The following is a 16603-nucleotide window of genomic DNA, read 5'->3' on the forward strand; positions in this document are numbered from 1 at the left end:
CTGTTGACTTAATTATTGTGAGAAACTAATAATACTACTTTATACAACCAGACTATGAACAATGAATAGGTTTTGCCTGACGGGGGAACGTATGGGCTAAAGGATCATTTTAAATCTAACAAACATAACAACACATGAAAAACAAGGCATGCGTTAATGCCTAAGGGCAACTTATGCCTATTCCTTTTAATCTAATTTGCTGGTAAGCTTTACCAACAGCTTCGTATTGCCTGTACTGTTAGTCTTTTGGAAACTTGTCATTTTTTATAAACCAAAAACTAGCACATGATGAGGAAGCTATCACTTCTTTTGATGGTACTGCTGCTTTGTCAGACAGTATTTGCACAAACCCGACAGTTATCCGGCACTGTCAAAGACGCTAAAACCGGAGAGACCCTTATCGCAGTTACAATCAAAGTAAAAGGTAAGAACAACGCTACCTTTTCAAAACCCGATGGCTCTTATACTTTGCTAATTCCCCCCGGCTCAGTGGAGCTGGAAGTATCACTCGTAGGGTATGGTACCAAAACCATACAGGTAGCGCCCAATCAATCTATGATAGATCTTGTACTGGATCAGTCCTCCACCCAACTTGGCGAAGTGATGGTGACCGCATTGGGTATCACCAAAGAATCGAAGAAATTAGGTTACTCTGTGTCTAAAGTAGGCGGAGACCTGATGACACAAGCACGTGAAACCAACGTAGGTAATTCCCTTACAGGTCGTGTAGCTGGTTTGAATGTAAGCGGTACCAGTGGTGGTCCCGGTGGATCTGTAAGAATACTGCTGCGCGGTATGGCGAGCTTCTCTGCTTCCAGTCCGCTCTTCGTGATCAACGGTGTTCCAATGGATAACACACAGCGTGGTAGTGCCACAGAATGGGGTGGTGCCGACTATGGTGATGGTTTATCTAACATCAACCCTGATGATATTGAAAGTATGAGTGTATTGAAAGGAGCATCTGCTGCTGCCTTATACGGTTCCCGTGCTGCAAACGGGGTGATACTCATCACCACCAAAACAGGGAAAAAGAACACCCTTCAGGTAGAATACAACTCCAATTTTGCTGCTGATAAAGCAATTAATTTTACTGACTTCCAGTATGAATACGGCCAGGGCCAGAGCGGTGAAAGACCGACTACCACTACTGCCGCGCAAAACAGTACCCGCCTGGCATGGGGCGAAAAAATGGATGGTGTACAGACCATTCAGTTCGATGGCAATACTTACGCATATGCAGCTGTGAAGAATAACCTGGAGAACTTTTACCGTACCGGTACAACTTTTACCAATACTGTATCTGCTTCCGGCGGGGGCGATAACGGTACCTTCCGTTTATCACTGTCAGATATGAACAATAAAGGTATCTTATCCAATAATACACTTTACCGGAAAACCATCGGCCTTAATGTAGATCAGAAAGTATCTGAAAAACTTAAGGTGACAGTGGCGGCTAACTATATCGACGAACAATCGAATAATAAGCCCTACCTGAGTGATGGGCCACTGAACCCAAACAATGGCATGTTCCTCGCTGGTAATATCAGGGAATCTATATTAGCACCGGGTTATGATGCTTCGGCAGATGGGAAGGAAATAGCCTGGACAGACGACACATACGTCACCAACCCTTACTTCGTACTCAACCAGAGCAAAAATAAAATTACCCGCTCCCGCCTCATTTCCGCTATGACTGCCCGCTATGACTTTACTGACTGGATCTATGCACAGGCAAGGGTCGGCTATGACTTCATCAGTGACGTTACCCGGCAGATCACCCCATGGGGTACCCTGTACGATTGGTCATCCAGCGATGGTACCACTGTTAGCGGTGACTACAGCCTGAATAATGAATCCCGCAAGGAAATGAACACCGACGCGTTGGTAGGCATCAAACACAGGATTAAAAATGATTTTGATTTCAACCTCTCACTCGGTGCCGCACTGAGAAAGTACAAAGATGAAATCATAGGTGTAACCGGCGACAACTTCATCATTCCTTACCTGTATAACTATACGAATGTGGTGACCTATGGCAGGACCTATGACCTGACCAATAAAGAAGCACACTCTGCTTATTATAACCTGGATCTCTCTTACAAGAACTTCCTGACACTAACGACTACAGGTCGTTATGACACCTATTCTACCCTGCCGGCTAACAACAGGAACATTTTTGTGCCTTCTGTGTCTGGAAGTTTTATCTTCTCAGAACTGGTGAAGGTGCCTAAAATGAGTTATGGTAAGTTCCGCGCTTCCTGGGCCAATGCAAGTGGCGAGCCTACTGATGCTTATATCACCCAGACTTATTATACGCAACAGAACAGTATCAACGATTATATCACGGCCAACTTCAGTAGTGCATTACCCAATACAAACCTGAAACCTTACACCCTTAAAGAGGTAGAAACCGGTCTGGAGGTGAAGTTCTTTGATAACAGGTTAGGGGTAGACCTGGCTTATTTTCATCGTAAGACGCATAATGAGATCATCAGCGGAAACCTTTCTACGGCCTCCGGTTATTCCACCCAGTATATCGGTACCGGTTCCACACAAAACCAGGGCGTGGAAATATTGCTGACCGGCACACCTGTTCAAGATGATGATTTCAGCTGGAATGTATCTGTGAATGCCACTAATGTGAAGAATAAAATCATCGATATTTATGGCAGTAACAGTACCAGTACTACCCTGAGCCTGGGTACCTACCGACCCCGAAATGCAGCCACAGCACTGGTAAAAGGCATGGCTGGTCCACAGATAATGGCGTACGATTACCTGTATGATGACAATGGTAACATTGTTGTAAACTCTTCCGGTATTCCTGAGAGAGGTAGTTACAAGGCCTTCGGCAGTGTGCTGCCTTCATGGTTTGGCGGCATCAATAACGATTTCCGTTATAAACATTTCAATTTCTCCTTCCTCGTGGATGGCAAATTTGGTAACAAGGTATTGTCTGCTACCAGCTACTATTCCATGTATCGTGGTCTGAACAAGAATACCCTGGAAGGTCGCGAAGACGGTGTAACGGCCAAAGGTGTGTACGAAGATGGTACAACCAATACCAGTCAGACAGAAGCCCAGACGTACTACCAAGCTCTGGCTGTCAACGTATCCCGCCTGCATGTGCTGGATGGGAGCTTCATCAAGCTACGCCAGGTAACACTGGGCTACAGCCTGAACGGAAAAACATTGAGCCGCACCCCCTTCTCTGCTATCAATGTGTCACTGGTAGCACGCAATCTGCTGGTATTAATGAAACATACTGACAACATTGATCCTGAAGCTGCCTTTTCATCCACGATCAGTTACGCAGGTATCGAAGGAACCAGTTTGCCCAGCACAAGGTCCTACGGTATTAATGTAAACTTCAAATTCAAAAAATAATGACAATGAGAAAGCGTTTCCTCTATATAGCAGCCGTAGCTGCACTGTTTGTCAGCGGTTGTACCAAGAAATTTGATTCAGTTAATACGGATCCTAATGCTACCAGTTCCTCTTCCCTGGATCCAAACTACCTGCTCTCCTATTCCGAATGGTATTATTCCAATACGGGGTATAACCAGTTGTTGTTTGAAAGTATGTGGGTACAGGTGTTGTCTTCCACTTATGGCTATTATAGTAATGGTGATAAGTATGTAGCTTCTACCAACCAGGTGTCTTACCAGGATAATCCCTGGAATGCAGACTACCAGGCAGCAAGTTATGCGTACGAGATGATGACCCTTGCAAAAGAGAAAGGGAAAATGAACCTTTACTACATCGGTCTGATTATGAAAAATATGATCCTGCAGCGAGTGACGGATTCTTATGGAAATGTTCCTTTCTCCCAGGCCTTGCAGGCAAAGGAAGGTATCACAGAGCCCGTATATGATACCCAGGATTCTATTTACTACAACATGCTCGCACAGGTAGACAGTGCGACGGAGAAACTGGATGCTTCGGCAGATGAGATCACTTCTGACTTATTTTATGATGGGGATATTGCACAGTGGAAAAAACTGGGTTATTCACTGATGCTGAAAATGGCCATGCGGCTTACCAAAGTGGACCTGACCACGGCTAAGACCTACGCAGAGAAAGCATATACCGGTGGGGTTTTTAGCAGCATTGACGACAACGCGTTTGTACTGGCAGATAATTCAAATGGCTATACGAATAGTACCGCCAGCTCGCTGCTGGTATCAGATGATTTCAGAGAAGTGAAATGGAGTCAGTCTTTCATCGACTACCTCCGAACAAACAATGACCCGCGCCTGTCTATCATTGGAGAGATCCCGGAAGCAGGGCTGACAGCCAATAATGATCAGTCACTCGCAGGTGATATGGATTCAAGCGTACAGCTGGGTATGCCCAATGGGTATGATCTGAATGGTGGTACGACAGATATCAGCAATGCTCCGGGCTATCCTGGTGCGACCGGCAGTAGTAGTGATGAAGCACCGTTGGGCAACTATTCCAGACCTACGGTCGCCATTTTCAGGGATAAAAGCGGTCCTAACTTTGTCTTAACCTATGCAGAGACAGAACTGTTGCTGGCAGAAGCAGCTGTGAGAGGTTGGAGTGTAGGTAGCGCGGCATCTGTGCACTATGCAAATGGTGTGGCAGCAGCAATGCAGTCACTCGCTACTTTCAGTTCTTCAGAAGCGACTATTTCTGCAGCTACCGCAGCAACCTATACGACAGCGCATCCACTGGATGTAACTTCCACTACGGCTTCTCTGAAGCAGATCAACGAACAATACTGGATTACAGATGGTACGCTTTTCAATCATATTGAAGCATGGATCAACTGGCGCAGATCAGGATATCCGGAGCTGACACCAGTGGTATATAGTAACAACTTTACCAACGGAACTATTCCAAGAAGGATCCCTTATCAATCCAGTGAGAAAACAGCGAATGCTACGAACTATAATGCAGCCGTGGCTTTGCTGAGTGGTGGAGATAATTACACCTCCCGCATGTGGTGGGATGTTGCACAATAATAAGTGGTTCAATAACAAAACATGAGGCAGCAGGAACACTCTTCCCGCTGCCTCATGTTTAACCCAATGAAACATACCTGGACAAGCATATTTAATCAACGTGTAATTAATGCGATATGTTTATGGTCTTCTAAAACCCCGTCTTTTACAAATATAATTTCCCCGTTCTTATCGATCACTGCGCGCATAGCGTCTTCAACGGCATCAATGGTATGAGTTGTCTCAGGGCTTTGGGTTCTTAAACGACCTGTGAGTTCATCGGTAAAGTCTGCCGGGTTGAAATCTTTTTCAATCAACAGCTTACTACCCTGTCCATTTCTGGCGGCACGCAGTACATCCCGTATCCCATCTACCACCTGCGCATTCCGATCTTCCAGTTCACGGATCACCTGCTGATCCCGCATTTCAATAAAAGATTTTACTGCCGGCCATGCTTTGTCTTCCAACGTCTTCAATGGCACACTGGAGAAATTGCCATGAACGGAAGCGGTGACATTTTTTTTGTGATTGGATACATCTTCGAAGTATCCGATATCTTTAGTAGGCCCGGTTAAGATCAAAGGCTGTCCGTGCAGGTAAGCTTCCAGCAATTTGTCTGCCGCCTTATAGAAACTCTTCTGACGCAGACTTGCTACCACAGATTTATCCTTATTTCTTTCGCCTGTGGTAGTTGTACCATAGTCGTATTCGTTATCAAAGTTGAATGGGAAGTTAGCATCGTTCATCTGTTCCAGCCGGCCCATCCTACCACGATATAGCTGGACCTTTTTCTCTTCCAGGTGCAATACGAGGTAGTCAAAACCGTATTGTTCCTGGTACAATAGCTCACGCAACGCGAATTTTTTCCCAAGGCACACTTTTGCCTGCACCGGGAAGGAGAAGCAGAATAGCGTATTATAATTTGGCGCTACATATAACCCTATACCTTTGTCTACAGGGCTGTATGTATAACTATCGGAGAGTTCAATTAACGCATTAGTCAGTGCCTCCGCCTTGTCAGGCCAGGCGGTACGGAGGTGGGCTGCGGTTTCTTCAATGGATTGGTTTACCAGTTGTAAGGCCGCTTTTCTATCCTGCGCCCCGTCTAATGCTACGACAATTGAAACACAGGGCGGGGTTTCGTGTTTTTGCATTACAACTAAATGATCTGATAACATAGTTCAGCATTTAAAGGATGAATGATAGGTCAACAACGTATTGAGATACAACGAACGTGCCGTGTAAGAGAAGGAAAGATGGTAGGCCCCTGCCACGGATGAGGTGCCGCCTACCGCTGTGTACCGGGAGGGTACAGGAAGTGGAAAGAAGGCTACAGAAGAAACTTGCACACCTCGCTAACTGTTGTTAGCTTTGTAGTGGAACTTATTGTCATGAAAACAACTCCTCTTATTCTTCTACTTTTGGCATGCAGCAATGCTTTTGCGCAGCATTCTATCTCTTTTAAAATTGATGGTTTCTCGAACAAATACTACGGACTGGTGCAGGTGCGCGATACGGCAGACGTGTTCAAAGCCGGTACAGTAAAGGTATTTGACAAAGCAACAAAGAAAGAGCTGATGCACACAACGTCGGATGAACTCACCTTTGATTTGCATGATGGCCAGGTGAAGGCCAATATCATGGAGGCTCCTTATGGGGAGCAAAGCCTGATCATTTATGAGGATTTCAATTTTGACGGGGTGAAGGATTTTGCACTCATGGATGGACAAAATAGTTGTTACCACGGGCCTTCTTTCCAGATCTGGCTGGCGCAGGGAGCGGGTTTTAAGCATAGTGACGCTTTTACCAGGCTGGCGCAGGAGTATTGTGGGATGTTTGTAGTCAACCAGAAAGATAAGGTGCTGGAGACCATGACGAAGAGTGGTTGTTGCTGGCACCAGTTTTCCCGGTTTAAAGTGGAGAATGGACAGCTAAAGACACTGAGTGTGGAAGAATCCAGTTTGAGTAATACAGAACCTTTCTTCGAAGAAGTATCTCAGCAGACCTGGGTGAATGGGAAGGAGGAACAAACTTTGAAACAATATATCTCAGGAGCAGATACCCTGTTCTCATTTACACTGGCAAAGAACGGGAAACAGGTCGTACTGTTTCAGGCTGCGCAGGGCGAGTTCCTGTTTTATGCCCTGTGTCAGAAAGATGGCAGTATAGAATTTTCCTATCCGGAGGTCATATACGACGAAAAGACGCAGGAGAATGTAGGAGGTGCCATGACCCTCAGTAATGGGAAATTAACCTTTAAAAATGACGATGCGGCCTATGAAATATACGACGAGGGAAATGGGAAGATTGGTGTGAGGGTGGTAAGTGATGGAAAGAATTACGTGTTTGAAGGGGTTGCAGGCAGTGTGAAAGGAGATCTGGATCATTTAAAAGGCCTGGACAAAAAGAATTTAAACAAAACGCTTTAGCCTTAGGCTAAAGCGTTTTGTTCTTTTTATACCAATCAGCGAATGACTGTTTCGGTGCTTCCGGCATATCTCTTTGTTTATACCATGGGTTCAACCCATTGTTCACCACGCCCGGGAAATGTCGCATTACCCAACGTCCTACCCCACCAGCCGTTTTAAACACTGTCGGTCTTGACAGCACCATGTTCATCATCTGCATACTTGCTTTCTTGGAAGTCGTCGCGTATCCTTCCTGCACAATGACCTGTCTCCATTTATACAGCTGCTCGTGAATATTGATCTTCACCGGACATACATTTGAACAGGAGCCACAGAGCGTAGATGCAAATGGCAGGTCCGCATTCTCTTTCATATCCAGGTTAGGTGCCAGGATCGCCCCGATTGGGCCCGCTACCGCGTTATGATAACTATGACCACCGCTTCTGCGATATACCGGACAGGTGTTCATACATGCACCACAACGGATACATTTCAGTGAGTTACGGAATTCCTCCCTGCCCAACTGACGGCTACGTCCATTATCCACCAGCACGATATGCAGTTTTTGTCCTGCTCCAGGTTTCCGGAAATGACTACTGTAAGTTGTAATCGGCTGCCCGGTTGCACTACGCGCCAGCAAACGCAAAAATACCCCGAGATGTTTACGCTGCGGGATGATTTTCTCAATCCCCATACAGGCAATATGTACATCTGCAAGGTGAGCGCCCATATCGGCATTCCCTTCGTTGGTACACACTACCATCTCACCTGTTTCGGCTACGGCAAAGTTAACGCCCGTGATCACCGCGCGGGATAGTATAAATTCCTTCCTGAGGTGTAGTCTGGCAGCCGCAGTGAGGAACTTAGGATCCGCATTTCCCGCAGGGGTACCTAAGTGAATATGAAACAGATCACCGATTTCTTCTTTCTTTTTATGGATACAAGGCAGTACGATGTGACTGGGTGGTTCCTTCGCCAGCTGCACAATGCGCTCGCCCAGATCCGTATCGATCACTTCAATGCCATGTTCTGCCAGAAATGGGTTCAGGTGACATTCTTCCGTGAGCATGGATTTACTTTTTACCATGCGCTGCACGCCCTGCTCCTTTAATAGTTTTAATACGATTTCATTGTGTTCTTTAGCATCAGCCGCCCAGTGAACGGTCGCACCGTTGAGTTGCGCATTCTTTTCAAATTCTACCAGGTAATCATGGAGATTGCCGAGTACATTGAACTTTATCCGGGACGCGGTTTCCCGCAGGTCTTCCCATTCAGGGAGGGACCACGCCATTTTATCTCTCTTCTGACGTACCCACCACAGGGTCTCATCATGCCAGTCTACTCTCGCTTCGTCTTTATTGAAGCTCTCCGCCAGTTCAGCGTGCTCTTTATGTGCAGTTGTTGGTTCCATTCAGATCAGTTTTGGTGTTTAAAAAGCAGCATTCAGGATCTCTGCGAGGTGCAGTACTTTCACCTTGCTCTGCTGTCTTTTGAGAATACCTTCCAGGTGCATGAGACAGCTGACATCATTACCTGTGATATATTCGGCACCATGCTTTTCATGATCAGCTACACGGTCCTTTCCCATTTTCACAGAAACTGCTTCTTCAAATACGCAGAAGGTACCACCGAAACCGCAGCACTCATCCTTACGGTCCAGTTCTATCAGTTCCAGGCCATCTACCATTTGCAGAAGTTGCTGTGGTTTGGAATAAGGGGCTGCTACCAGCTCCGTCATCTGTGCGAGGTGCAGGCCACGTTGTCCGTGACAACTCTGGTGAATACCAACTTTATGAGGGAAGCGGGCGGTCAGGCTTTTGACCTTGAGTACGTCTGTCAGGAATTCAGACAATTCGTAGATGTGCTGACGAATATGGGTCGCAACATCTTCTTTATCATGCACGTGCAGATGGTCTTTGATATGTAGCGTACAACTACCCGATGGCGATACGATGTAATCAAAGTCTGCAAAGTTGTTGACAAATAGTTCATTACAACCACCGGTGAGGTGTTCAAAACCAGAGTTTGCCATGGGTTGTCCGCAACAGGTTTGCCCCTGCGGATATACTACCTCGCAACCAAGTTTTTCCAGCAGGGATAAAGTGGCAATGCCCACCTGCGGATAGAACTGGTCAATATAGCAAGGTATAAAGAGTCCTACTTTCATGTAAGTTCGTTTAAATAAGGCGCTACCTGTACGCGAATTCCCTGTTCACTGCATAATGCCTCATTTCAACCAGATCGCCGGGTAGAGGCTGGGTATTCCAGTGCTGGTGAATAGCCAGCGCTGCCCCGATGGCCGTTGCCTGTGCGACAGAAGCTGCAAATACCTCCATCTGGGGAAATGCCGCTGCCAGCATGTGCATGTACACCGGGTTTTTACCAAAACCACCGTCCACAAAAATACGCCGCACCGCTGTACCGGTAGTCACAAGCGCAGTAGAGTGCTGCTGTTGTTTCATCAGGTCCATAATTAGCTGGTGATAAGCAATCTCGTAACTCGTGAAATCTGACAATGATCTATGAGCAAACCGGGAGGCCTGTAACAGGTCTTTTCCTGAGAGCGGTGCTTCCTTTACCGCTGTTGCCTGCAAATGAGCAAATATAGCGGGGTCAAAGGCGATTTGCTGGTAGTAATTTACCGGTGTTTGATAATATTCTGACAGCCTGCGAACTTGTTGCTCGTGATCACTACCAGCAAAGAGACGGGCAGCCTTGACAGGGCGTCCCTGGTAGGTAAGGTAGCAGAGGCAGTCCTGTTCCAGTTCATCAGGGGTTAGTGGTTGGTCATTGAATGGGTTCAGGGTGATGCACCAGGTACCTGTACTGATGAGTACAAAGGGTTCCTGGAAGCTTTCCAGGTAAGGAATAAGCGCTGCGGAACTGTCGTGCAGGCCGGCACCGACTACGTAATCGATGGGTCGGTTTGAGGCATCCACATTTCCTTTGCATCTGGTAACGGCGTTTGCCGGGAAGATTGGGGGTAGTTTGTCGCTAATTCCTTCCTGAATTACCCAGTGATGATATTGCTGGTGATTGAAATCCCATAGCATGGTATGACAGCCGATGCTTGTAATATCAGTCATGTACTTGCCAGAGATCAGGTAACTTACATATTGCGGAAGGTGTAAGGCATAACGAATCTGGTTGTACAACTCTGGTTGTTGTTCTTTGATACGATAAAATTGTAAGCCGGAATTCAGGCTACCGAGTGCAGGCGAAGCCGTTTCGCTACAAATCTGCAGCTGTCCACCGTATTTGTTGTGAAAAGTATTTTGTAATGGTGTGGGATACGATTTGAGGTAGTTGTACAAAGGGGCAATGACTTCGCCGTTCTCATTGAGGTAAACGAAGCTGGCGCCGTATGTACTGAAGTTCATGGCTTTGACGTGGAAAGCAGGTTGAGTGGTGAGTTCTTTCAGACTATTTTTCACCCATTGGGTGAGAAGTTGGATGTCTTCACAGTTGTCACCATCTTCGTCTTTGGTTTCAGGGAAGCTCATGCCTCTTTCATAGACGATGTGGTATTGTTCATTGATAAGGAACAACTTTTTGTTGGTCTTACCGATGTCTAAGATAGCGATGCAATTCATGGCTGCTGTTTAGAAAAGAATTTGTCAATATGCCTTTTGCACATTGACAAATTCAATCTCAATCTCAATATGTAAATGGGCATTAGAAGTGGCGGTGATCCTGAGTCTATAACCGGCCAGGATTACAGGCCTGTCGCGACCGTCTTCAATCCTCTCTCTTTGATCAGGTTTTCTCTCACCTTATACTGGCGGTAAAACGCAATCGGATCCAGTACACCACCTGCATTCAGGCGGGCCTGTGCAATCAGTGGGCGTACATCTGTGCGGTAAGCCTGTTGCAGGATCTCCTGTGCGGCTACTGCATCATTATTCTGCTGTGCAGCCTGTAGCGCTTTGGTATCAACCAGCAGTGCCTGTGCGTAAGCGATCTTGATGGCTTCTACGGATTGCAGCAGATCTTCTAACGGATCTTTTACATTGTGAGAAGCATCAATCATCCAGCCAAGGTCGCTGGCGTGGTGCATACCACGGGCATCCATGCCTTCTACCAGTTCATTGAAGATGAGGAATAACTGATAAGGGTTGATGCTACCAACTGTGAGGTCGTCATCACCATACTTGGAGTCATTGAAATGGAATCCGGCCAGCTTGCCTTCCATAAGGAGGAGGGCTACAATCTGCTCGATATTTGCATTCGCGAGGTGATGTCCCAGGTCAACCAATGTCTGGGCTTTCGGACCTAGTTTATTGGCAAATAAAAGGGATTGACCCCAGTCGCCGATAGTAGTGCTATAGAAATTGGGTTCGAAGGCTTTGTATTCGATGTAAACTTTCCAGTCGTCAGGCAGTGCTGCATAGATATCCTGGAGACTTTCGTAAGTACGTTTAAATGCACCACGGAAATTGAGCTGACCAGGGAAGCAGGAGCCATCAGCCAGCCAGATGCTGAGTGCGTTAGAGCCAAGTTCTATTCCGTAGCGGATCACTTCGATGTTGTGTTCTACGGCTTGTTGTCTAACACCTTTGTCAGTATGGTGCAGAGAGCCGAACTTATAGCTATATTCCTGTCCGGGCTGATCCTGAAAGGTATTTGAATTTACGGCATCAAAACGGATGTCGTATTGTGCAGCGAGGGCTTTGATGTTTGCTGTGTTTTCAGGAATATCCCATGGGATATGCAATGAAACAGCGCCACTGCTGCGGTTCAGGGCATGCAGCAAACCGATGTCAGTGATCTTTTCTTCCAGGTTACGCGGTTCACCACCACCGGTAAAACGGCCAAAGCGGGTACCGCCGGTGCCAAGGGCCCAACTCGGAATAGCTACCTGGAATTCTTCCAGTTTTTCAAGAACCTCATTGAGATGGTTGACTTTTTCAGAGATATGCTGAAAATTGCGATCGTGGGCTTGTTTGCGGGCGTCGTTAAAATCAGAAATGTGGAATTTTTCGATATTCATAACCAGAATTTTGCGCGTGATTCAATTTAACGAAAATATGCCGGATAGGCAAGGCCTGCATATTGCTTTGCAAGCCTTGCCGGGGTTGTTTATCTTACAAAGGCTGTCGCCACACCACCATCCACGTTCACCACGTTTCCGGTTGACTTGTTCAGCAAGCCACCAGTCAGTGCGAAGCAGGCGTTGGCAATATCCTCAGGTAATATGATCTGATTGAGCAGGGTACGTTTTGCGTAGTAACCAGGCAGTTCTTCTACAGAGATGCCATAAGCTTTGGCACGACCTGCAGCCCAATCACCTTCCCATATTTTACTATCAGCGATCACAGCATCAGGGTTGATGACGTTTACGCGGATATTGTCTTTTCCTAATTCAGCGGCATTGAGGCGGCTCAGGTGCAGCTGTGCAGCTTTCGCAGAACCATACCCCGCGTTGTTAGGACCACTCATGAGGGCGTTTTTGCTTACGATGTTCAGCACATCGCCACCCATATCCTGTTTACGCATGATTGCTACGCCAGCCTGCGTGACGAGGAACTGACCTTTTACCAATACATCATACAGCAGATCCCAGTCTTTTTCGGTATGTGCTTCCAGTGGTTTGGAGATAGACAGACCCGCACAGTTCACTACGAGGTCTACCCCACCAAATGCCAGGGCGCCTACAGCGAATGCTTCATTGATATCAGCAGATTTAGTCACGTCGAGTATAGCTGCAGCAAATACATCGGGACCATATTGTTTCTGGAATTCGACTTTTGCTTTTTCAAGACGGCCGGCATCGTTGTCATTGATGACAACGCATGCGCCTTCGTCAGCGAATTTCTTAGCGATTGCTTTACCGATACCACCAGCGCTACCTGTTACCAGGGCAATGCGACCAGATAAAGCTTTCGGCTTAGGCATACGTTGCAGTTTTGCTTCTTCGAGCAACCAGTATTCTATATCAAATGCTTCCTGACGGGGTAAGGCGGTGTATTCAGAAATAGCTTCTGCGCCTTTCATTACGTTGATAGCGTTGATATAAAATTCAGCAGCTACGCGGGCAGTTTGTTTATCTTTTGAAAAAGTAAACATACCGATACCAGGATAGAGGATCACTACCGGATTCGGATCACGCAGTGCAGGGCTGTTATCATGACGGCAGGTATTGTAGTATTCAGTATACATCTGGCGGTAAGCTGCAAATGCAGGCGCCAGTTGTTGTTTCACAGTAGCTACGTCATCGAGTGATGCCAGTGGGTCCAGGTCCAGCACCAGCGGACTGATTTTAGTACGCAGGAAGTGGTCAGGACAGCTGGTACCCAATGGCGCCAGTCGATCGAGGTCGTTGGAATTAATAAACTCCAATACACGTGGATCATCGGTAAAGTGCCCGATCATACGGGTATGGCCGGAGCAAAGTCCACGTAAAACAGGCGCCAGTGCAGCGGCTTGTTTTTTACGTACTTCAGGAGCAGCAGGAGCACTTTTAGCGCCACCGAATACGGGGCGTTTTTTGTTATAATTATCTTCGAGGTAAGAAGCGCAGCGCTCTATTACTTCGAGGGTATTGATATAGCTTTCGTAGGCGGTATCACCCCAGGTGAAGAGACCGTGAGAGCCGAGCATGATGCCCCGGATACCCGGGTTCTCCTGCAAACATTGGCGGAGTTGCAGGCCGAGGTCGAAGCCAGGGCGCTGCCAGGGCACCCAACCGATGGTGCCGTTAAAGAGTTCCCGTGTGATACGTTCACCATCTTTGGCCGCAGCGATAGCGATGGCAGCATCCGGATGCAGGTGATCGATATGTTTGAATGGCAGGAAGCCATGCAGGGGAGTATCGATAGAAGGAGCTTTGGATTTCAGGTCGTAAATGCAGTGGTTGAAGAGTTCAACCATTTCATCTTCCATCTGAATGCCATTGTAAATATTTTCGAGGCTGTGCAGGCGGTCTACGTACAAAGCGGCGAGTCCGCTACGTTTGAGGGTGCCTAGGTCACCACCCGAGCCTTTTACCCACATCACTTCTGTTTGTTTTCCGGTAAGCGGGTCTTTGGCCATGGCTTTGCAGGAAGTATTACCACCGCCATAGTTTGTTAAGCGAAGATCTGCGCCCAGGAGGTTAGAGCGGTAGATTAACAGGCCTACTTCGTCACCGGCCATTGCGGCGGCCTTTTCCTCATCCCATAAGTAGCTTACGTGCTTGAAATTTACAGACTGAATCATGTATGTATGTTTAAATATTTTTGTCTTGATTTTTTATCCTAGCGAATTACCATAACCCACCAGCAACACTGAAATCATAATCGTCAATACACCTGCCAGTATAGTTTTAAACGTCGCCGAACTCACGCCTTTCCATTCTTTCAATGTAATTCCCCACAGGCTGGAAATCATAATGATAAATGCCATATGCAATATCCATGAACTGGCGCCATTTCCCAGTTTGCTCTCACCCATTCCATAGAAAAAGAACTGGAAGAACCAGGTCGTACCGGCAATAGCAGCAAAGAAATAATTGCCTGCCAGTGGCGTTTTCTTATTGGTATAATCGCTGAAGGTTTTATTACGTGCATTCAGCAGCAAACACCAGAACAGGTTGGTAGTTAAACCGCCCCAGAGCAGCACCACGAAGATGACATTATTCTGAAAGAGCGGGTTGCACCCCTGCTGGATCGCAATGGCAGCCATTGGTTTTCCTGCTTCGATACCGAAGTTGAAACAGGCGCTGAGGATACCTGATACTGTACCTACGATCAATCCTTTTTTCAGATTGAACTCAGATATGCTCTCTTTCTTCTGATCATCTGACAGTTCATTTTCTTTCATCATCCCGGCTTTCCCGCAGATGGCAATACCGAGTAAACAAACGGCCACACCGGCAAGGACGAGTTGTCCGCTGATGTGATGAATCATGGAAGAAAAAGTATGGGCGGTGTCGCTGGTGAAGAGATCCCTGTAAATAGGCGGGATCAATGCGCCGAAAGCAGAAGTGTAGCCGAGGGCTACAGACATACCAAGAGACATTCCCAGGTAGCGCATGGTGAGACCGAAGGTGAGACCGCCGATGCCCCATAATACGCCCATCAGATAGGTCCAGAATAGTGTAGTGCCGTCAGTCGCGCGGATGATGCTAAGGAAGTCGGGGATGGTGATCCATGCTGCGAGGAAGGGCACGATCAGCCAGGAAAAGAATCCGCCTACTATCCAGTAACTTTCCCAGGCCCAGTTTTTAACTTTTTTAAATGGGATGTAAAAACTGCCCGAGGCAAAGCCTCCGATGAAATGAAAAAATACACCAAGAATAGCTTGCATAAATAGTGGAATTGTGGTTTTTATCTAGTTTAACTGTGGAATTTGAATAGTGGCTACACTATCTGATTTTTCAAATGTAGGGAATGGGGTTGGGGCAACTGTCCTATACATTCCTATTGGGGAGGAAGGACGAGAATAAAAACCCCATTAGCGCATTGGTTTAAATGTGCTAATGGGGGGTATTGGTTGGTTCTTGAAGGGAGATTAATCTTTCCAAATGATTTCACCCCAGGGGAGTGGATGTTCCTTCAGAATACGTATGGCCCTTTCATTTTTCTCTTTAAAATAAGGGCTATTGTTAATAGCTGCTTCTTGTTCCGGGGTCATTATTAAAATGCCCGGTTTGGGGAATTTACTACAATATTCCTCCCAGGTAAGTGGTACTTGCTTAGTCATGTTATTCAATTTTATAGTTTTTCTTTTTGGCCATAAATGCCGTATAATTTACCCCTTTTTTGAAATACTCCCAGCCCATGGGAGTTCTGCCTAGTATATCAAAATGAGAGTCAATTTCCGCTTTGTTTGCATTTATGCCCATTTGATATAATCTATTTCTGGCGGGTGTTCCTCCTATAACAAGAATTACTGCATTACCCCAATGGCTGAAAATATTGAAAATAGTATTTGCTACCGTTGCTAAAACCTTACTTCTATCTCCATTATTGGAAGTAATGCTATCATTAAATTCATTCGGACTATCATCAGCATCACCAAATCCTAAATTCAGAATAGGAGTTCCATCAGGTAGCCGTCCTATTTCAAAGTATTTGATCGTCTTGCTAATCGTCCCATTTGGCCCCAGGCTTTCAAATGTGAACGTTGTCCGGTCTTCGTTGGCTTCGAATAAATACTTCTCTAAGTTCATCCTCCAAATCTATATCTTCCCCCAATTACTTTCCTGTTCATTCCTTGTTCATTCCTTCCAAACCCTCCACTACTCAC

Annotated in this window: 12 protein-coding genes; 3 read left to right on the forward strand and 9 right to left on the reverse strand. The window is 46.4% G+C overall.

What is annotated here, in order from left to right; genetic code table 11:
- Nucleotides 1–285: 285 nt before the first annotated feature.
- Both BW716_RS12210 and BW716_RS12215 read left to right on the forward strand, forming a co-directional pair.
- Nucleotides 286–3387: a SusC/RagA family TonB-linked outer membrane protein gene (locus tag BW716_RS12210; RefSeq protein ID WP_083722838.1), complete on the forward strand. Its 3102-nt coding sequence runs from the start codon at nt 286–288 to the stop codon at nt 3385–3387.
- A 5-nt stretch (nt 3388–3392) separates the two neighbouring features.
- Entirely contained in the window at nt 3393–4988 is a 1596-nt protein-coding gene (locus BW716_RS12215; protein WP_083722902.1) for a SusD/RagB family nutrient-binding outer membrane lipoprotein, read from the forward strand.
- A 95-nt stretch (nt 4989–5083) separates the two neighbouring features.
- Here BW716_RS12215 and BW716_RS12220 read toward each other — a convergent pair whose 3' ends face one another.
- Nucleotides 5084–6121: a hypothetical protein gene (locus BW716_RS12220; protein ID WP_083722839.1), complete on the reverse strand. Its 1038-nt coding sequence runs from the start codon at nt 6119–6121 to the stop codon at nt 5084–5086.
- A gap of 237 nt (nt 6122–6358) precedes the next feature.
- Between BW716_RS12220 and BW716_RS12225 the strand changes: the two genes are divergently transcribed.
- Nucleotides 6359–7396: a hypothetical protein gene (locus BW716_RS12225; protein WP_083722840.1), complete on the forward strand. Its 1038-nt coding sequence runs from the start codon at nt 6359–6361 to the stop codon at nt 7394–7396.
- A gap of 7 nt (nt 7397–7403) precedes the next feature.
- Here the strand turns inward: BW716_RS12225 and BW716_RS12230 are convergent, their stop codons facing one another.
- From BW716_RS12230 to BW716_RS12265, 8 genes are all read right to left on the reverse strand, one after another.
- Nucleotides 7404–8786: a lactate utilization protein B gene (locus BW716_RS12230; RefSeq protein WP_083722841.1), complete on the reverse strand. Its 1383-nt coding sequence runs from the start codon at nt 8784–8786 to the stop codon at nt 7404–7406.
- An 18-nt stretch (nt 8787–8804) separates the two neighbouring features.
- Nucleotides 8805–9542, reverse strand: coding sequence for a (Fe-S)-binding protein (locus tag BW716_RS12235; protein ID WP_083722842.1), 738 nt, complete (start codon nt 9540–9542; stop codon nt 8805–8807).
- Nucleotides 9543–9564: 22 nt separating this feature from the next.
- On the reverse strand, nt 9565–10968 hold the full coding sequence (locus BW716_RS12240) for an FGGY-family carbohydrate kinase (RefSeq protein WP_083722843.1): 1404 nt from the start codon (nt 10966–10968) through the stop codon (nt 9565–9567).
- Between the two features lie 122 nt (nt 10969–11090).
- Nucleotides 11091–12365 carry a TIM barrel protein gene (locus tag BW716_RS12245; protein WP_083722844.1) on the reverse strand — a complete coding sequence of 425 codons (1275 nt, stop codon included), beginning with the start codon at nt 12363–12365 and terminating at the stop codon, nt 11091–11093.
- An 89-nt stretch (nt 12366–12454) separates the two neighbouring features.
- A complete protein-coding gene (locus BW716_RS12250; RefSeq protein ID WP_083722845.1) occupies nt 12455–14572 on the reverse strand; it encodes a bifunctional aldolase/short-chain dehydrogenase in 2118 nt (705 codons plus the stop codon).
- Between the two features lie 33 nt (nt 14573–14605).
- Nucleotides 14606–15661 carry an L-rhamnose/proton symporter RhaT gene (gene rhaT / locus BW716_RS12255; RefSeq protein WP_083722846.1) on the reverse strand — a complete coding sequence of 352 codons (1056 nt, stop codon included), beginning with the start codon at nt 15659–15661 and terminating at the stop codon, nt 14606–14608.
- A 204-nt stretch (nt 15662–15865) separates the two neighbouring features.
- Nucleotides 15866–16057: a hypothetical protein gene (locus BW716_RS12260; RefSeq protein ID WP_083722847.1), complete on the reverse strand. Its 192-nt coding sequence runs from the start codon at nt 16055–16057 to the stop codon at nt 15866–15868.
- A 1-nt stretch (nt 16058) separates the two neighbouring features.
- On the reverse strand, nt 16059–16526 hold the full coding sequence (locus BW716_RS12265; protein ID WP_083722848.1) for a hypothetical protein: 468 nt from the start codon (nt 16524–16526) through the stop codon (nt 16059–16061).
- Nucleotides 16527–16603 lie beyond the last annotated feature (77 nt).

Origin of the sequence: [Flexibacter] sp. ATCC 35208, assembly GCF_001975825.1 — a bacterium.
GTDB lineage: Bacteria > Bacteroidota > Bacteroidia > Chitinophagales > Chitinophagaceae > Chitinophaga.